Source organism: Brachybacterium vulturis (assembly GCF_002407185.1).
Classification (GTDB): Bacteria; Actinomycetota; Actinomycetes; order Actinomycetales; family Dermabacteraceae; genus Brachybacterium; species Brachybacterium vulturis.
The window spans coordinates 2,860,256-2,877,926 of record NZ_CP023563.1 but is presented as its reverse complement, the minus strand read 5'-3'; the positions used below and the strand labels follow the sequence as shown (position 1 = coordinate 2,877,926).

Annotated in this window: 13 protein-coding genes and 1 tRNA gene; 10 read left to right on the top strand and 4 right to left on the bottom strand. The window is 71.8% G+C overall.

From position 1 onward, the window contains the following. Positions 1-259: 259 nt before the first annotated feature. Genes CFK38_RS12915 through CFK38_RS12905 form a run of 3 tightly spaced genes read left to right on the top strand, consistent with a single transcriptional unit; the run spans position 260 to position 3,044 of the window. Positions 260-1,234, top strand: coding sequence for a TatD family hydrolase (locus CFK38_RS12915; RefSeq protein WP_096804354.1), 975 nt, complete (start codon positions 260-262; stop codon positions 1,232-1,234). Beyond that, entirely contained in the window at positions 1,231-2,118 is an 888-nt protein-coding gene (rsmA, locus tag CFK38_RS12910; RefSeq protein ID WP_096803432.1) for a 16S rRNA (adenine(1518)-N(6)/adenine(1519)-N(6))-dimethyltransferase RsmA, read from the top strand. The genes CFK38_RS12915 and rsmA overlap by 4 nt, the downstream gene beginning before the upstream one ends. Beyond that, positions 2,118-3,044, top strand: a complete 927-nt coding sequence (locus CFK38_RS12905; protein ID WP_096803431.1) for a 4-(cytidine 5'-diphospho)-2-C-methyl-D-erythritol kinase — start codon at positions 2,118-2,120, stop codon at positions 3,042-3,044. Before rsmA ends, CFK38_RS12905 begins: the two co-directional genes overlap by 1 nt. A gap of 78 nt (positions 3,045-3,122) precedes the next feature. On the opposite strand, the gene CFK38_RS12900 is transcribed toward CFK38_RS12905, so the two are convergent. Continuing rightward, on the bottom strand, positions 3,123-3,617 hold the full coding sequence (locus tag CFK38_RS12900; RefSeq protein ID WP_096803430.1) for a GNAT family N-acetyltransferase: 495 nt from the start codon (positions 3,615-3,617) through the stop codon (positions 3,123-3,125). A gap of 938 nt (positions 3,618-4,555) precedes the next feature. Here CFK38_RS12900 and CFK38_RS12895 point away from each other — a divergent pair. Further along, positions 4,556-6,169, top strand: a complete 1,614-nt coding sequence (locus tag CFK38_RS12895) for an HNH endonuclease signature motif containing protein (protein WP_245851046.1) — start codon at positions 4,556-4,558, stop codon at positions 6,167-6,169. Positions 6,170-6,272: 103 nt separating this feature from the next. Here CFK38_RS12895 and CFK38_RS12890 read toward each other — a convergent pair whose 3' ends face one another. From CFK38_RS12890 to CFK38_RS12880, 3 genes are all read right to left on the bottom strand, one after another. Continuing rightward, complete coding sequence (locus CFK38_RS12890; RefSeq protein ID WP_096803428.1) at positions 6,273-8,156, bottom strand: ABC-F family ATP-binding cassette domain-containing protein; 1,884 nt, start codon at positions 8,154-8,156, stop codon at positions 6,273-6,275. Positions 8,157-8,221: 65 nt separating this feature from the next. Further along, positions 8,222-8,755, bottom strand: coding sequence for a MarR family winged helix-turn-helix transcriptional regulator (locus CFK38_RS12885; RefSeq protein ID WP_096803427.1), 534 nt, complete (start codon positions 8,753-8,755; stop codon positions 8,222-8,224). A 37-nt stretch (positions 8,756-8,792) separates the two neighbouring features. Further along, positions 8,793-9,401, bottom strand: a complete 609-nt coding sequence (locus CFK38_RS12880) for a TetR/AcrR family transcriptional regulator (RefSeq protein WP_172895798.1) — start codon at positions 9,399-9,401, stop codon at positions 8,793-8,795. 305 nt (positions 9,402-9,706) lie between these two features. Between CFK38_RS12880 and CFK38_RS12875 the strand changes: the two genes are divergently transcribed. From CFK38_RS12875 to mfd, 6 genes are all read left to right on the top strand, one after another. After that, a tRNA-Gln gene (locus CFK38_RS12875) sits at positions 9,707-9,778 on the top strand. An 86-nt stretch (positions 9,779-9,864) separates the two neighbouring features. Next, positions 9,865-11,373: a bifunctional UDP-N-acetylglucosamine diphosphorylase/glucosamine-1-phosphate N-acetyltransferase GlmU gene (glmU, locus tag CFK38_RS12870; RefSeq protein ID WP_096803425.1), complete on the top strand. Its 1,509-nt coding sequence runs from the start codon at positions 9,865-9,867 to the stop codon at positions 11,371-11,373. Next, a complete protein-coding gene (locus CFK38_RS12865; protein ID WP_096803424.1) occupies positions 11,370-12,350 on the top strand; it encodes a ribose-phosphate diphosphokinase in 981 nt (326 codons plus the stop codon). Before glmU ends, CFK38_RS12865 begins: the two co-directional genes overlap by 4 nt. 238 nt (positions 12,351-12,588) lie before the next feature. Beyond that, positions 12,589-13,185, top strand: coding sequence for a 50S ribosomal protein L25/general stress protein Ctc (locus CFK38_RS12860; RefSeq protein WP_096803423.1), 597 nt, complete (start codon positions 12,589-12,591; stop codon positions 13,183-13,185). A 262-nt stretch (positions 13,186-13,447) separates the two neighbouring features. Next, positions 13,448-14,062, top strand: coding sequence for an aminoacyl-tRNA hydrolase (gene pth / locus CFK38_RS12855; RefSeq protein ID WP_096803422.1), 615 nt, complete (start codon positions 13,448-13,450; stop codon positions 14,060-14,062). Then, a complete protein-coding gene (gene mfd, locus CFK38_RS12850) occupies positions 14,059-17,670 on the top strand; it encodes a transcription-repair coupling factor (RefSeq protein ID WP_096803421.1) in 3,612 nt (1,203 codons plus the stop codon). Before pth ends, mfd begins: the two co-directional genes overlap by 4 nt. The last annotated feature ends 1 nt before the right edge of the window (position 17,671 follow it).

The following is a 17,671-nucleotide window of genomic DNA, read 5'->3' as shown; positions in this document are numbered from 1 at the left end:
AGCGACCCGAACCCGGTCCAACGGACTCGGGGCGCTCGGGTGCACGAAGGGACGCGCAACGACGCCCCATCTTGCCATATCCCGGGATCCTCCGCTCCCTCCAGGCCCGCTTCGTGCCCGTGAGCTATCACACCGCGCAGGACGGCGGCCAGGTCCCGGGACCCGTCGGGGCCGCCCCGAGGGGCACGGTCCGGTCACGCCCGGGGGCCGGAGGGCCACCGTGGTCCGGGACGCTCCCGGGCCCTCCTACCATGGTCGCATGTCGTCACCGCACGAGACCCCGTCCTCACCCGCCGCCCCGCCACCGGTGCGCGACCGCGAGGACATCGACCCCCGGGGGAAGAAGCGCGACCGCTCCTGGCCGCCGGCGCCCGAACCGCTGCCCGTCCCGGTGATCGACAACCACTGCCATCTGGACTTCGCCGACGGCGACGAGCAGCTCAGCGTCCACGACCACGTCGCCCGGGCCGCGGCCGTCGGCATCGATGCGCAGATCACCATCGGCTCCGACCTCGAGGCCGTGCGCTGGACCGCCGCGCTGCTCGCCTCCCCGCAGTGCCCTCCCTCGCTGCGCGGCGGTGTCGCCGTGCACCCCAACGAAGCGGCGCTGCACGCGCGCGGGCGTGACCACGAAGGCCGGGAGCTGATCGGGCTCGCCGCGGCGATCGACGAGGTCTCCGAGCTGCTGCGCGGACCCGGGATGGTCGTCGTGGGCGAGACGGGACTGGACTGGTTCCGCACCTCGCGGCAGGACGAGCAGGCCCGCACCGCCCAGATCGAGGCGTTCCGGGCACACATCGCGCTCGCGAAGGAGCTGGACCTGCCGCTGCAGATCCACGACCGTGACGCCCATCGCGACGTGCTCGAGGTGCTCGAGGCCGACGGCGCCCCGGAGCGCACCGTCCTCCACTGCTTCTCCGGCGATGCCGAGTTCGCCCGCGAGTGCGTGGACCGCGGCTGGTTCCTCTCCTTCGCCGGCACCGTCACCTTCAAGAACGCCGCGGACCTGCGCGGTGCGCTCGCGGAGGTGGGCCTCGGCCAGGTCATGGTCGAGACCGACGCCCCCTTCCTCACCCCGGTCCCGTACCGGGGCCGGCCCAACTCCTCCTACCTGATCCCGCACACGATGGCGACGATCGCCGAGGTGACCGGTACCGACCTCGAGCAGGCCTGCCGCACGATCCGGGCCACCACCCAGGACGTGTACCGCTGGCCCGAGGTCGTGGCCGCATGACCGGCGCCGACGCCGCGCACGCCGGGATGCTGCTGTCCGCCCGGGACATCCGCGAGCTCGCCGAGGCCGCCGGGATCCGGCCCTCGAAGCAGCGCGGACAGAACTTCGTGATGGACCCGAACACGGTGCGCACCATCGTGGGTCGGGCCGGGGTGGAGCCGGGTCAGGCGGTGCTCGAGGTGGGGCCGGGTCTGGGCTCTCTCACCCTGGGCCTGCTCGAGGCCGGGGCCGACGTGGTCGCCGTCGAGCTGGATCGGGGACTGGCCGAGCTGCTCCCGCTCACGCTCCGCGCCCGCGGCGTCGAGGACGAGCGCTTCCGCCTCGTGCACGCCGACGCCCTGCAGGTCACCGAGCTCCCCTCGCTCCCGAGCGCCGGGCAGCCGACGGCACTGGTCGCGAACCTCCCCTACAACGTCGCCACCCCCATCCTGCTCACGATGCTCGGGCGCTTCCCCGCAGTGCGCACCGCCCTGGTCATGGTGCAGTCCGAGGTGGTGGACAGGCTCACCGCAGGCCCGGGTTCACGCACCTACGGCGGGCCCAGCGTGAAGACCGCCTGGTACGGCCGGGCGGTGCAGGCCGGCAGGATCTCCCGGCAGATCTTCTGGCCGGTCCCCAATGTCGATTCCGCACTCGTCGAGCTGGTCCGGCACGAGCAGCCGCTCGGCACCGATGCCGAGCGGGAGGCCGTGTTCACCGTGGTCGACGCCGCCTTCGCCCAGCGGCGCAAGACGCTGCGCGCCGCCCTCGCCGGCTGGGCGGGCTCCGCGGCGCGGTCCGAGCAGATCCTGCGGGCGGCCGGCATCGACCCGGGTGCCCGGGGCGAGACCCTGGGCATCGAGGAGTTCCGCGCGATCGCCCGTGCGCAGACGGAGACTCCCTGATGCCGCCCGCGCGTCAGCGGGTGGTGGTGCGCGCCCCCGGGAAGATCAACCTGTCCCTGGGGGTCGGTGCCGTCGACGACCGCGGCTATCACGCCCTGGCCACCGTGTTCCAGGCAGTGGATCTCTACGAGACGATCACCGCCACCCGGGCCGACGGGATGAGTCTCGAGGTCAGCTCCCAGGTGCCGGGGACCGTCCCGCTGGACGAGTCGAACCTGGCCCTGCGCGCGGCGGAGCTGCTGCGCACCGAGTGCGATCTCCGCGACGGCGCCGCGCTCCACATCCGCAAGCAGGTCCCGATCGCGGGAGGCATGGGTGGGGGATCGGCCGACGCCGCCGCCACCCTGGTCGCCCTGGACCGGCTGTGGGGCCTGGGCTTGGGCGGCGAGCGGCTGCGTCAGCTCGGCTCCCGGCTCGGCGCCGACGTGCCCTTCGCGATGCTCGGGCACACGGCGCTCGGCCGCGGCAACGGGGCGGACCTCACCACCGTGCTCACCCATGGGGAATGGACCTGGCTGCTCGCCGTCCCCGGCGGGCACCTCTCCACCCCGGCGGTGTTCCGCCGCTTCGACGAGATCGCCGCCGGTGGCGGGCGCACCCCTGCCACGCGACCCACGGTCGACGAGCGCCAGCTCCAGGCCCTCAGCGGCGGCAACATCGACCTGCTGGCCGAGACCCTGCACAACGACCTGCAGGCCGCGGCCTTCGCCCTGCACCCCGGACTGGAGCCCGTGGTCGAGGCCGCCGAGCAGCTCGGCGCCCCGGCCGCGCTGGTCAGCGGATCGGGCCCGACGATCGCGGTGCTGGTGGAGGACGAGATGCAGGCCAGCTCGATCGCGGCGGGGCTGATGAGCGAGTCGCTGGTGGAGTCGTGCCTGGTGGCCCGCGGGTCGGCACCGGGAGCGAGCGTGCTCGAGGAGGAGTGACTCCGCGATCCCCGGTGTCCTCCGGCGCGGTCTCCCCGCGGTGGATGGCCGGGATCGAAATCACCGGTCCTCCCTCTCTCATCGGACGTGCCGAACCTCGGTGAGGGACAGGCTCTCCTCGACGCAGCGAGCGCCATCGGCGGTGAAGCCGTTGCGCTCGTAGAACCGACGCGCTCGAGGGTTCTCCTCGAGGACCCACAGCTGCGCCGGCGTATCGGGCCTCAGCACCGCATCGAGCAGCGCCTGCCCTGCTCCGGTCCCGTGGTGAGCCGTCAGGACATAGAGGGATGACAGCTCGACCTCACGCACGGGTTCGTGCGCCCCGATCGTGCGCGCCGGAGTCGTCATGGCGAACCCGATGATCCGTCCCGCGGACTCCGCCACGGTGACGGCCGCGCCGCCGTCGAGCCGACGCCGCCAGCTCTCCGTGCGACGTGACAGCGTGTCCCTCTCCCAGTGCCGCGCAGGGAGCAGCTCGGAGTACGTCTCGACCCACGCCGTGCGGTGCACGAATGCGCATCCCTCGGCATCGCCGGAGGTGGCGGGCCGAAGGTGGAACGGCGGATCCGTCATGACTCCAGTATCCGTGGATCTTCGAACGCCGTGCAATCCCTCCCCGGCGCGGACCCCGCCCGCACTCGCTCCCGTGACGCGACCTCCGGGGAGAAGGCGGCGAAGGAGAGCACCCCGGACGAGGCAGGGGAGGGTGGGGACACACCGTTCGGTGCACCACCGACATGCCTCGGTGCACCACCGACAAGCCTCGGCGCGACGGTAGGAGGTGGTTCGTGAATATCTCGCACGGGATCTCTGCACTCCTCCGGAAAGGAATGATGAGGCTGTATGACGTGCTTCATTCGCTCGGAGAAACAGGTATGAGCGCGTGTTTCCTGCGAAATGTTCCGGAGTAGTGCGTGCAGGTCGAGCGCGGGTGTGCCCGTCGCGGCGCTGCACGTGGGTGGCAGAGGCGGCGGACCGTCGGTGACCCGGCCCCGGAAAGCCAGGAGCCGGTCCCTCTGCTGGTCCCCATCCCGCTCCTTCCTCCACTCTGACGTGCACTTCCGCTCCCTCCTCCGGCTGCGCTCCTGCTCGCGGTCGGGGCTCGGCATCGGTCGCGCCGCCGCCCATGGACGACGTCTCGGAACTCGAGCGGAGGGCAGCGCTCGATGGGCTCCTGCGGTGCTCACCTGAATGCGGAGGAATGTCGGGGGCGTCGCACCGTTCCTCCCCAGTGGAAGTTATCCACAATAAGTAGCTACTCACGAGTAGGCTCTCCCGAGCCCTTCCCTTCATCGAATCTCTGTGCGAAAATATGAGGTATGGCACACGATCCGCACGACACGAGCGAAGAAACCCCGGGAGTCGGTCACGACGCTTCCGGGGTCGTGCCGCTGCGTGCGACCTCGGGGAGGGGCCCCGAGGGGTCGATCGCTGCACAGGAGCGCTCCGGAGCGCGAAGCGCATTGACGATCGATGCGGGTGTCGGCGAACTCCGGATCGGTGACGTCGACGTGACCGCTGCGCGTGCCGTGCTCGCCGAGATCGGTGCGGACGGTGCCGTCTCGCTCGATCGACTGTCGGCGACTGAGACCGTCGCAGTGCTGAGTCGGCTCCAGGAGCTGTCCGGTGCGGTGGCCGCGGTCCAGGCACGGGCGCTGATCCGCCTGGAGGAGTCGGTCAAGGAGGACTGTCGGCGTCGTGAGGAGACGCCGAAGCAGGCGCTGAAGATCGCACGGTCCGAGGTGTCGACGGCGCTGAAGCAGTCCAGGTCCTGCGCCGGTCAGTCGATGGCCTCCTGTCGCCGCCTCGTCCGCTCGATGCCCGGCATGCTCGCAGCACTCGCCCACGGCCGGATCGTGCCCAGCTCCGCGCACAGAGTGGGGCGCACGATGGCGCCGGCGAGCCCCGAGCAGCGCGCGCAGGTCGATCAGATCCTCGCCGCCCACCTTCCCTACCTCGAGGACTGCGGTCCAGAGGAATGGGCCGGTGAGGCGGAGAAGGTGCTGCACGGACTGGATCCGCACGGGGCCGCAGACCGTCATCGCACGGCGAAGAAGGATCGCAGTGTCACCGTGCGCCGCGGCGAGCACGGCATGTGCACGGTCACCGCGCACCTGTCCGGGCTCGACGGCGCCCGCATCCGCAAGGGACTCTCGATCGCCGCGGAGAAGGCCCGCGCCCACGGTGATCGGCGGGGCCACCAGCAGATCATGGCGGACCTCTTCGCCGATGCGCTGATCGGTCGCGGCGAGGGGATCGATCCGTCCACTCTGGACATCGGCGTGATCATCACCGACCGCTCCCTCCTCGCCCCCGACCATGCCGACGCCGCCACCATCGAGGGCTACGGCGCGGTGCCCTATGAGCACATCCGCGAGGAGATGCGCGAGGCGATGAGCGCCGCGGACCAGGATCCGGAGCTGGCGCCGGCGCTGCGCCGGCTCTACACCGACCCGGAGGACGGCCAGCTCGTCGCCGTCGAATCCACTGCCCGCAGCTTCCCGCCGGCGCTCGCCCGCTTCCTCCGGATCGCCCACCAGACCTGCCGGGCGCCCCACTGCGATGCGAGCATCCGCCAGAACGACCACATCGTCCCCTGGGCGCAGGGTGGTCCCACCTCCCTGGACAACGGCAACGGACTCTGCGCCGCGGACAACCAGAAGGAGGAGTCCGGGCAGAGCGCGCGCGTCGTCCGTGACGAGAACGGGAAGCGCCGCACCGTCGAATGGACCACCCGCTACGGGCAGAAGTCCCACCGCCGCGGCATCAATCACGACCCGCTCGGCACGGGGGCGAGGCTCCTCGGCAGCACCGCCGGCGCGGAGCACTCCGCGCTCGATGCCGACTCCGGCCCGCCCCAGGACGAGCCGACACCAGGGACGTCCCGAGAATCCGGTATTCCACGCCGAGACCACAGCGGAGACCAGATCCAGGGCACTGCTGTTGACGAGCCCGAAGGCGCACTCCGTCGCGCTCTCGCACTGATCGATCCGCACCTGGTGGAGCACGATTCCCTCAGCGACCGCCACCGGCTCGCGCGGGGGCGGCGGGATCACGTCTTCCTCCCGCACCTCACGCTCATCTCCCGCAGGCCATGGCGCGGTCCTGAAGCCGGCGCGGCGTAGCGCGAGTGACGACGAGGCGCAGCCGGAGTGACGACGCGCATCCGAGGTGGCGACGGGGCGCAGCCGGAGTGACGACGAGGCGCAGCGTGAGTGGCGGTCCGGCTCAGCCGAGCAGCTCGGACAGCTCCAACCAGCGCTCCTCGAGAGCTTCGATCTCGCCCTCGACCTCGCGCAGCTGTGCCGTGATCTCCGCGAGACCCACGTAGTCGGACTGGTCGTGGTCGGCCAGCTTCGTGTGCAGGGACGTCGTCTGCCGCTCGAGCTTCTGCATCCGGCGCTCGACGGCCCCGAGCTCCTTCTGCGCCGCATGCGACTCCGGCCCGGAGAGGGTCGACGCCCCCGCGGCCGACGAGCCGGCTGCGGGGGCGGACGCCGGTGACCGGCCGGAGCCGCCGGAGCCGGCACCACCGGCACCACCGGCACCGCCCGCGCCACCGGAACCGGCCGCACCGCCGATGCCCGTCGGCCGCGCCCCTGCCGCCGTCTGCGCAGCCCGCAGCTCCAGGTACTGCTCCACCCCGCCCGGCACGTGCCGGACCGTGCCGTCGAGCACCGCGTACTGGATGTCGGTGACGCGCTCGAGCAGGTAGCGGTCGTGGGAGACCACCAGCAGCGGACCGGGCCAGGTGTCCAGCAGGTCCTCCATCGCCGCGAGCATGTCGGTGTCCATGTCGTTCGTCGGCTCGTCGAGCACCAGGATGTTGGGCTCGTCCAGCAGGGTCAGCAGCAGATCCAAGCGGCGCTGCTGACCGCCCGAGAGCGCCCCGACCTTCACCTTCTGATGCGCTGGGGTGAACCCGAGCCGCTCCAGCAGCTGCCCGGGCGTGACCTCGTCCTTCCCGGAGCGGAAGGTGGTGCGGTACCTGCCCACCACATCGCTGACCCGCGAGTCCAGATGCTGCTGCAGGCCCTCCAGCTGCTGGGTCACCTGCCGCACGGTGACGGTCTTGCCCTTCTTGACCCGACCGGCCTGCGGCTCCAGCTCCCCGGTGATCAGGGCCAGCAGCGTCGACTTGCCGGCGCCGTTGGGCCCCAGCACCCCGATGCGGTCCGCGGGACCGATGTGCACGGTGACATCGCGCAGCACGGTCACGTCCCCGTAGCCGGCATCCACGTCGAGCACATCGATCACGTCCCGGCCCAGGCGCGAGGTCGCCAGCTGGGTCAGCGCGACGGAATCACGGACCGGCGGCTCGCCTGCGATCAGCTCGTTCGCGGCGTCGATGCGGAACTTCGGCTTCGACGTCCGGGCGGGGGCGCCGCGGCGCAGCCAGGCCAGCTCCTTGCGCATCAGGTTCTGCCGCTTCGACTCGATCGCCGCGGTCTGGCGGTCCCGCTCGACCCGCTGCAGCACATAGGCGGCGTAGCCGCCCTCGAAGGGCTCCACGATCCCGTCGTGCACCTCCCACATCCGGGTGCAGACCGCGTCCAGGAACCAGCGGTCGTGGGTGATGACCACGAGGCCGCCGTCCTTGCGGCTCCAGCGGCGACGCAGATGCTCCGCGAGCCAGGAGATGCCCTCGACGTCGAGGTGGTTCGTCGGCTCGTCCAGCAGCAGCACGTCCCAGTCGCCCACCAGCAGCTCTGCCAGGTGCACGCGGCGCAGCTGCCCACCGGAGAGCGCGGTGAGCGGGGACTCGAGGTCGATGCCCTCGAGCAGCCCGGACAGCACGTCCCGGATCCGTGGGTCCGAGGCCCACTCGAACTCGGGCCGATCGCCGACCACGCGGTGGCGGACGGTGGTGTCGGCGGTCGCCTCGTCCTGCTGGCTGAGCACCCCGACCCGCACCCCGCCGCGCACGGTGACGCGGCCCTCATCCGGTGTGGTCAGGCCCGCGAGCAGGCGCAGCAGCGTCGACTTCCCGTCGCCGTTGCGCCCCACCACGCCGATGCGGTCGCCCTCGTCGATGCCGACGGTGATGTCATCCAGCAGCACGCGGTCGGGCAGGGAGACGTGCAGGGACTGGGTGCCGAGCAGATGAGCCATACAGAGAGGTCCTCAGGGAGTGCGGAAGGTGCGGACGGACGGGGCGACGGTCTCACCGCCGCGGCTCACCGCTGGGGAGGGTCGTCGACCTCGAAGGTCAGCAGCAGGGAGCGCAGGGTGCCGGCGAGGGCGGAGCGCCCGTCGGGGGCCAGCGGCGCGAGCAGCTCCTGCTCCGCCTCCAGCAGCTTCTCCATCGCCGCATCGACCCGGGCGACGCCGTCGGCGCGCAGGCGCACCTCGACCGCGCGACCGTCATGCGGGCTGCGGTTCTTGCTCACCAGGCCCCGGGCGACCAGCTTGTCGATCCGCGTCGTCATGGTGCCGCTGGTCACCAGCGTCTCGTGCATCAGCGCGCCGGGGGAGAGGGCGTCGTCGCCGCTGCGCCGCAGTGCCGAGAGCATGTCGAACTCCCACCCCTCCAGCCCCGCGTCGGTGAAGGCGCCGCGCCGGGCGACCTCGAGATACCGCGACAGCCGGGAGATGCGGGAGAACACCGCCAGCGGTGCGACGTCCAGATCGGTGCGTGCCGCACGCCAGCCCGCGACGATGCGGTCGACCTCGTCGTGGCGCGGTGCGGCGGCGTCTGGCGTGGTGGGCATGAGGCGAGTCTAGGGGCCGGGCCGCCGCCGGCTCCCGTCAGCTGCTCCCGTTCTCGCGCAGCGAGGGCTTCTTCTGCAGGGCGCTGAGCCCGTACCAGGAGAGGTTCACCATGCGGGCGGCGACGACCTCCTTCGCGGGCCGGCGCGTCTCCAGCCACCACTGGCCGGTGTACGCCACCATCCCGACGAGCATCTGGGCGTACAGCGTGGCATCGCGCGGCGGGTAGCGGTGCAGACGCAGCTGCGTGGCGAGGATCTCCTCGACCCGCTGCGCGACATCGGTGAGCAGGGAGGAGAAGGTGCCGACGGCATGGCTGACGGGGGAGTCCCGCACCAGGATCCGGAAGCCGTCCTCGTTCTCGTCGATGTAGGAGAGGAAGGCGAGCGCCGCCCGCTCCATCAGCACCCGGGGATGGGAGCGCTGGTCCTTGAGGGAGTTCTCCAGATCGCTGAGCAGGGTGGAGACCTCACGGTCCACGACGACGGCGTACAGGCCCTCCTTGCCGCCGAAGTGCTCGTACACGATCGGCTTGGAGACCTTCGCGCGCGCCGCGATCTCCTCGACGGTGGTCATGTCGAAGCCCTTCTCGGCGAACACCCGCCGGCCCACCGTGACCAGCTGCTCACGGCGCTCCGTGCCGGACATGCGCGTCGTCCGTGCGCGAGAGACTTCCTTCTCCACCATGGCGGGAGTCTCCCACAGGTGACCCACCGGTCAGCGACGGCGAGCGACGGCGAGCGACGGCGAGCGACCGTGAACGGCGGTGGGCGTCGACCCGGCGCGGCCCCGGAGTCCTGCCCGGCTGAGGGGCGCTGCGGCCGGGGGAGGGCGAGCCCCGGGAGGGGGTCCGACGACCACCGGCCGGGCGGTAGGATCGGGCCGCGCCCGCGGCGCCGCCAGTCCCACCGGCGCCCGGTGGACGCGACTCGACGGCGCGCCGAGGGACGCGATCCGCCATGGTGTAATCGGCAACACCTCAGATTTTGGTTCTGAAGTTTCAGGTTCGAGTCCTGATGGCGGAACGCCCATCGCCCTGAGGGTGATGTCGCAGGACGACCGCGGCGACGCCGCATGCCCCACCCGTCGAAGACCTCGAGGAGCCGCTGACGTGGGAATCGAAGAGACCACCGCCCCCGCCGCCGTGATCGTTCTGGCCGCCGGTGCCGGGACCCGGATGAGATCCCGGAGACCGAAGGTCCTCCACGAGATCGGGGGCAGATCGCTCCTCGTGCACGCCGTCACCGCGGCCGAGGGCACCGGGCCCGCCGAGCTGGTGGTCGTGCTCCGCCACGAGCGGGACCGCGTCGCCGAGCACCTCGCCGAGCATGCCGCCGAGGTCACCGTCGCCGACCAGGACGAGATCCCCGGCACCGGGCGCGCCGTCCAGTGCGGCCTCGAGCAGGTCACCGCGAGCGAGGGCACCGTCCTGGTCACCTACGGGGATGTGCCGCTGCTGGACCCCGCCACCCTGCGCGAGCTGGTCTCCGCGCACGAAGGTGCCGGGGCCGCCGCCACCGTGCTCAGCGCCCGCGTCCCCGACCCCGCCGGCTACGGGCGCATCCTGCGCAGCGAGGACGGCTCCGAGGTGCTCGGGATCGTCGAGCACAAGGACGCCGACGACTCCCAGCGCGCGATCGACGAGATCAACTCCGGCATCTACGCCTTCGACCTCGCCGTGCTGCGCGACGCGCTCGGGCGCATCGGCACCGACAACGCCCAGGGTGAGATGTACCTCACCGATGTCCTCTCGATCGCCCGGAGGGACGGCCGCTCGGTGCGGGCCGTGGTCACCGACGACGTGATGATGGTCGAGGGCGTCAACGACCGGGTCCAGCTCGCGCAGCTCGGCGCCGAGATGAACCGCCGCACCCTCGAGCGCCATATGCGCGCCGGCGTCACGATCGTCGACCCCGCCACCACCTGGATCGACGCCGACGTCAGCATCGGGCAGGACGCCATGATCCTTCCCGGCGTCCAGCTGTACGGAGCCACCGACATCGGTGAGGAGGCCGTGATCGGCCCCGATTCCACCCTCCGCGACACCGAGGTGGGCGCCGGGGCCGAGGTGGTCCGCTCCCATGCGCTGCTGGCCGTGATCGGCGCCCGCGCCGCCGTCGGCCCCTTCTCCTACCTCCGCGCCGGGACGGACCTCGGGGCGGCGGGGAAGATCGGCGGCTTCGTCGAGACGAAGAACGCGAAGATCGGCGAGAGTGCGAAGATTCCGCACCTCAGCTACGTCGGCGACGCCGACATCGGCGAGGGCACCAACATCGGTGCCGGCACGATCGTGGCGAACTACGACGGGGTGGACAAGCACCGCACCACCGTCGGCCGCCAGGTGCGCGTCGGCGCCGACAACGTCCTGGTGGCGCCGGTCACGATCGGCGACGGGGCGGCGACCGGGGCCGGGACCACGGTGCGCAAGGACGTCCCTGCGGGGGCGCTGGGCGTCAGCGCCGTCTCGCAGCGGAACATGGAAGGATGGACCCTGCGACGCCGTGCGGGGACTGCGGCCGAGGCCGCGGCACGCGCGGCCCTCGGCGCTGACGATGAGTCCGCTGCCAGGACGCCTGCAGGAACTGCCGCCGACGAGCACAAGGAGCACGAGCAGCGATGAGCGGAATCGTCACCACCGGGGAGAAGCGCCTGGTCCTCGCGTCCGGACGGGCCCACCCGGTCCTCGCGCAGGAGGTCGCCGACGAGCTCGGCGTCGAGGTCCTGCCGATGGACGCCTGGGACTTCGCCAATGGCGAGATCTACGTGCGCTACGGCGAGTCCGTGCGCGGCACGGACGTCTTCGTGCTGCAGTCGCATCCCGCCCCGATCAACACCTGGGTGATGGAGCACCTCATCATGATCGACGCGCTCAAGCGGGCGTCGGCCAAGCGGATCACCGCGATCGCGCCGAGCTTCCCGTATGCGCGTCAGGACAAGAAGCATCGCGGACGCGAGCCGATCTCCGCGCGGCTGATGGCCGACATGTACGAGACCGCCGGGGTGGATCGCATGATCTCCGTGGACCTGCATGCCCCGCAGGTGCAGGGCTATTTCGAACGGCCCGTCGATCACCTGATGGCGCTGCCGATCCTCGCCGCCTACATCCAGGACAAGTACGGCCAGGAGGACCTCGCCGTGGTCTCCCCGGATGCGGGTCGCATCCGGGTGGCGGAGCAGTGGGCGAAGAAGCTCGGCGGCGTCAACCTCGCGTTCATCCACAAGTCCCGCGACCCCAAGCGGCCCAACCAGGCCGTGGCCAAGCGTGTGATCGGCGACGTCGAGGGCAAGACCTGCATCCTGGTCGACGACATGATCGACACGGCCGGCACCATCGTGCAGGCGGCTGACGCCCTGGTCGCCAACGGGGCGGACTCGGTGGTCATCGCGACCACCCATGCGATCCTCTCCGATCCCGCCACCGAGCGGCTGAAGGCCAGCTCGGTCCGGGAGGTGATCTGCACCAACACGCTGCCGGTCCCGCCCGAGAAGCAGTTCGACCGCCTCACCCAGCTCTCGATCGCGCCGCTGCTCGCGCGGGCGATCCGCGCCGTCTTCGACGACGGCTCGGTCACCAGCATCTTCGACGGCGAGGTGTGAGCAGCGCTCCCCAGGGGACGGGACGGCGAGGCCGGAGGTCTCCCCGAGGCGGCGCCCCTCACATCGCCTCCGTCCCGGCTCGGGGAGCGTGCTACTCTCACCTGGTCACTTCGGCGAGGGAGCGGGCGCCAGCCCCTCCGTGATCGACGCGGTGCGGAAATCCGGGAGCGGATCACCCCTCCCTGTGCCCCGTGGCGTCGCTCATCGTCGAGCCACCCCTCTTCGAGGAGCACACCCCATGGCTGAGAAGCTGAACGTCGAACTGCGCGAGAACTTCGGCAAGGGCGCCTCGCGTCGCCTGCGCGCCGAGAGCCGCATCCCCGCCGTCCTCTACGGACACGGCGAAGCCCCCCTCCACCTCTCGCTCCCCGGGCACGACACCGCCCTGGCGGCCCGCAATCCCAACGCGCTGCTCGAGCTCTCCCTCCCGGACGGCGCCACGCACCTCGCGCTCATCAAGGAGATCCAGCGCCACCCGCTGAAGCGCTCCCTGAACCACCTCGACCTGATCACCGTCCGCAAGGGCGAGAAGGTCGAGGTCGAGATCCCGGTGATCCTCACCGGCGAGCCCGTCGCCCCGGCCGCGGCCTTCGTCGACCTGCAGACCCTGACCCTGCTGGTCGATGCGCTCCACGTGCCCGAGCAGGTCGAGATCGATGTCGAGGGCACCGAGGACGGCTTCCAGGTCTTCGCCGGCGACGTCACCCTGCCCGCGGGCAGCGAGCTGATCTCCGACGTCGAGCTGCTGGTCGCCAGCGTGGCCCTGCCGCGCGTCGAGGCGTCCGAGGACGAGGAGGCCGAGGAGGCCGCTGAGGCGCTCGCCGAGGAGGAGTGACCGCTGCGGAGCGCGCGAGGCGGAGACCCTGCCCTCGGCCCGCTCCGTTGCTCACACCCCAGGGACCGGGGCGTCGCGCTCAGCGCGGCGCCCCGGTACTGTGTCCGGGGTCGTGCACCCTGCCGCGTCGCGGCACCGCCCAACGGCACCGCCCCGCGGGGAGCGCCCGGCGAGGACCAGGATCGGCGGGCGGCGCCGACCGGGATCAGGCCGTGCCGGCAGCAGCTTCGGCCGGCACCGAGGCAGCAGCGAGGAGCAGCCCATGACCGTGAGTGCACACCGGCCCGGCCCGTACCTGGTGGTGGGCCTGGGCAACCCCGGCCCGAAGTACGCCGGGACCCGGCACAACATCGGTCAGATGGTCCTCGACCACATCGCGGGGGCCGCCGGCGGCCGCTTCGCCGCCGCCCGCCGCGCCCAGGCCGTCGTGCTCGAGGGGCGGCTCGGGCTCCCCGGTGCCGATGCACGCGTGATCCTCGCCAAGACCACCACCTTCATGAACGTCTCCGGCGGCCCCGTCAAAGCGCTGGCCGCCTACTACGACATCCCGCCGGAGCGGATCGTCGCCGTGCACGACGAGGTGGACATCCCCTTCGACGCGGTGCGGCTCAAGCTCGGCGGCGGCGAGGGCGGCCACAACGGCCTGCGCGACATCAGCCGGGCCCTGGCCACGAAGGACTACCTGCGGGTGCGGGTGGGCGTCGGCCGACCGGCCGGCGGCCGCGACACCGCCGATCACGTGCTCGCCCCCTTCAGCACCACCGAGCGCAGGTCCCTGGAGCTGCTCGTCTCCGATGCGGCCGACGCCGTCGAGTCCGTGATCCTCGAGGGCCTCACCGCCGCCCAGCAGCGCTTCCACTCCCGAGAGGTCCGATGACTACGCAGACCACCGCCCCCGCGCCGACCACCGAGCACCCCCCGCTGCGCCCGCTGCTGGAGCAGCTGGCCGGCGGCCGTGACCTCACCGCGGTCCGAGACCTGGTCGCCGAGGGCACCGAGAGCGGCGAGGGCGGCAGCATCGTCGCGGCCACCGGCCTGTTCCCGTTCCTGGTGGCGGATCTCGCCCGCCGGGCCACCGCCGAGCAGCCGCTGGTGATCGTCACCGCGACCACCCGTGCCGCCGAGGATCTGCGGGCCGCGCTGTCAGCCCTGGTGGGCACCGCGCACCTGGTCGAGCTCCCGGCCTGGGAGACCCTGCCCCACGAGCGGCTCTCCCCGCGCGCCGACACCGTCGCCAAGCGGCTGTCGACCCTGCGCCGCATCGCGCATCCCGAGACGGAGGACCCGGCGCACGTGGTGCTGATGCCGGTGCGCTCCCTGCTGCAGCCGATCGCGAAGGGCCTGGGCGACCTGCGCCCGGTGCGCGCGGCGGTCGGGGACACCTATCCCCTCGAGGAGATCGAGCGCGACCTCGTCGATGCCGCCTACGTCCGCGTCGACATGGTCGAGAAGCGCGGCGAGTTCGCCGTGCGCGGCGGCATCCTCGACGTCTTCCCGCCCACCGAACCGCATCCGGTGCGGGTGGACCTCTTCGGCGACGAGATCGATGACGTCCGCTACTTCTCCGTCGCCGACCAGCGCTCCCTGGACCCTGCCCCGCGGGGTCTGGACGCCCCGCCCTGCCGCGAGATCCTGCTGTCCCCCGAGGTGCGTGAGCGCGCCCGCGCCCGCGCCGAGGAGCTGCCCGGGGTGCGGGACCTGCTGCTGCGGATCGCGGACGGCATCGCCGCCGACGGCATGGAGTCCCTCAGCCCGGTGCTGGTCGGGGAGATGGAGCAGGTGGCCGACGTGCTGCCCGCCGGCGCCCGCTTCCTGGTCCTGGACCCGGAGAAGGCGCGCGCCCGGGCCGACGAGCTGGTCGCCACCACCGAGGAGTTCCTCGCCGCGGCCTGGTCCAGCGCCGCCGCCGGCGGCGGACTGCCGATCGATGTGGGCGCGGCGAGCTTCGTGCCGCTCTCCGAGGCCAAGGGGCATGCCCGCGAGGGCGGCCGCGCCTGGTTCACGCTGGCCGCCTTCGGGCTCGACACCGACGTCGACCTCACGACCGCCTCCTCCACCCATCCCGGCTACTCCGGCAAGCCCGGGGACGCCGCGAAGGACCTCGAACGGCGCCGCACCGAGGGCTGGTCCGTGATCTCGACCATGGTCGGGCCCGGCGGCGCGCGGCACGTCGCCGAGAACCTCCGCGCCGAGGGGCTGCCCGCCGTCTTCACCGCCGAGCTCGACGGACCCGTCGCGCCCGGCGAGGCCGTGGTCACCGTCGGCCCCTTCGTCGAGGGTCTGGTCGATACGGATCTGCAGCTGATCCTCTCCGCCGAGCGGGACCTGACCGGCAAGTCCGGGGCGCGTCGCGGCGAGGAGCGCAAGATGCCCTCGCGGCGCCGCAACGTCGTCGACCCCCTCCAGCTGCGCCCCGGGGACCACGTCGTCCACGCCCACCACGGCGTCGGCCGTTTCGTGGAGATGACCAGCCGTGCCGTGGGCGTCGGTGCCAAGCGCACCACCCGCGAGTACCTCGTCATCGAGTACGCGCCCTCCAAGAAGGGCCAGCCCGGCGACCGGCTCTACGTGCCCAGCGACCAGCTCGATCAGGTCACCAAGTACGTCGGCGGCGAGGAGCCGAGCGTCAACCGCATGGGCGGCGCCGACTGGGCGAAGACGAAGTCCAAGGCCCGCAGGGCGATCCGCGAGATCGCCGACGAGCTGGTGCGGCTGTACTCCGCCCGCCAGTCCGCGCCCGGGCACGCCTTCGGACCGGACACCCCGTGGCAGCGGGAGCTCGAGGACTCCTTCGAGTTCGTCGAGACCCCCGACCAGCTCTCCACGATCGAGGACGTCAAGGCGGACATGGAGAAGTCCGTCCCCATGGACCGGCTGATCCTCGGCGACGTCGGCTACGGCAAGACCGAGATCGCGGTGCGCGCCGCGTTCAAGGCGGTCCAGGAGGGCAAGCAGGTCGCCGTGCTCGCCCCCACCACCCTGCTCGCGCAGCAGCACCTGGACACCTTCGCCGAGCGCTACACCGGCTTCCCCGTCGTGGTGCGCGGTCTCTCCCGCTTCCAGAACCCGGCGGATTCCCGGGCCACCATCGAGGGCGTCGCCGACGGCAGCGTCGACGTCGTCATCGGCACCCACCGTCTGCTCACCGGGAACGTGCGGTTCAAGGACCTGGGGCTGCTGATCATCGACGAGGAGCAGCGCTTCGGCGTCGAGCACAAGGAGACGCTCAAGGCGCTGCGCACGCACGTGGACGTGCTGTCCATGTCCGCGACCCCGATCCCGCGCACCCTCGAGATGGCCGTCACCGGCATCCGCGAGCTGTCGATCCTGGCGACCCCGCCGGAGGAGCGCCACCCGGTGCTGACCTACGTCGGAGCGCAGGAGGACAAGCAGGTCACCGCAGCCATCCGCCGCGAGCTGCTGCGCGAGGGGCAGGTGTTCTACATCCACAACCGGGTCGAGGACATCGACCGGGTCGCCGCTCACCTGCGCGAGCTGGTGCCCGACGCCCGGGTCCGGGTCGCCCACGGCAAGATGAACGAGCACCAGCTGGAACGGGTCATCGTCGACTTCTGGGAGCGGGACTTCGACGTGCTGGTGTGCACCACCATCGTCGAGACCGGCCTCGACATCGCCAACGCCAACACCCTCATCGTCGAGCACGCCGACAAGTTCGGCCTCTCCCAGCTGCACCAGCTGCGCGGCCGGGTGGGGCGTTCCAGCGAGCGGGCCTACTCCTACTTCCTCTACAACGCGACCAAGCCGCTCACCGAGCTCGCGCACGATCGCCTGACCACCCTGGCCACCAACACCGATCTCGGTGCCGGCATGAAGGTGGCGATGAAGGATCTCGAGATCCGCGGCGCCGGCAACCTGCTGGGCGGGGAGCAGTCCGGACATATCGCCGGCGTCGGCTTCGACCTCTACGTGCGGATGGTGGGGGAGGCCGTCGCGGCCTTCCGCGGCGAGAGCGCCGCGCCCGAGAAGGAGATCCGCGTCGAGCTGCCGCTGGACGCCCACGTCCCGCACGACTACATCGGTTCCGAGCGACTGCGACTGGAGGCCTACTCGAAGCTCTCAGCAGTGCGGGAGAGCTCCGAGATCGACCAGATCCGCTCCGAGCTCATCGACCGCTACGGCACCCCGCCCGCGCCGGTCGAGGTGCTGCTGGACGTGGCCAGGTTCCGGATCGACGCCCGCGCCGCCGGGGTCGACGAGATCCAGGCCCAGGGCAAGATGATCCGCTTCGCCCATCTGGAGGTGCCGGACTCCGCGGCGATGCGGATGAAGCGTCTGTACCCGGGCACCGTGCTCAAGCCCGCTGTGCGTCAGGTGCTGGTGCCGCGCCCGATGACCTCCCGCCTCGGAGGCACCGAGCTGCGGGACCACGACCTGCTGGAGTGGGCGCGGGAGGTGCTGCGCACCCTCGTCCCCGCCGCGGCGGAGACGATCAGCGCACCCGCGGTCCGGACCGCGGCCGAGTAGC

Bases quoted from the DNA above. Each gene is read 5' to 3' on its own strand.
- CFK38_RS12915 (WP_096804354.1), top strand. From the start codon at position 260: ATGTCGTCACCGCACGAGACCCCGTCCTCACCCGCCGCCCCGCCACCG.
- rsmA (WP_096803432.1), top strand. From the start codon at position 1,231: ATGACCGGCGCCGACGCCGCGCACGCCGGGATGCTGCTGTCCGCCCGG.
- CFK38_RS12865 (WP_096803424.1), top strand. From the start codon at position 11,370: ATGAGCGGAATCGTCACCACCGGGGAGAAGCGCCTGGTCCTCGCGTCC.
- CFK38_RS12860 (WP_096803423.1), top strand. From the start codon at position 12,589: ATGGCTGAGAAGCTGAACGTCGAACTGCGCGAGAACTTCGGCAAGGGC.
- CFK38_RS12905 (WP_096803431.1), top strand. From the start codon at position 2,118: ATGCCGCCCGCGCGTCAGCGGGTGGTGGTGCGCGCCCCCGGGAAGATC.
- CFK38_RS12900 (WP_096803430.1), bottom strand. From the start codon at position 3,617: ATGACGGATCCGCCGTTCCACCTTCGGCCCGCCACCTCCGGCGATGCC.
- mfd (WP_096803421.1), top strand. From the start codon at position 14,059: ATGACTACGCAGACCACCGCCCCCGCGCCGACCACCGAGCACCCCCCG.
- pth (WP_096803422.1), top strand. From the start codon at position 13,448: ATGACCGTGAGTGCACACCGGCCCGGCCCGTACCTGGTGGTGGGCCTG.
- CFK38_RS12890 (WP_096803428.1), bottom strand. From the start codon at position 8,156: ATGGCTCATCTGCTCGGCACCCAGTCCCTGCACGTCTCCCTGCCCGAC.
- CFK38_RS12885 (WP_096803427.1), bottom strand. From the start codon at position 8,755: ATGCCCACCACGCCAGACGCCGCCGCACCGCGCCACGACGAGGTCGAC.
- CFK38_RS12880 (WP_172895798.1), bottom strand. From the start codon at position 9,401: ATGTCCGGCACGGAGCGCCGTGAGCAGCTGGTCACGGTGGGCCGGCGG.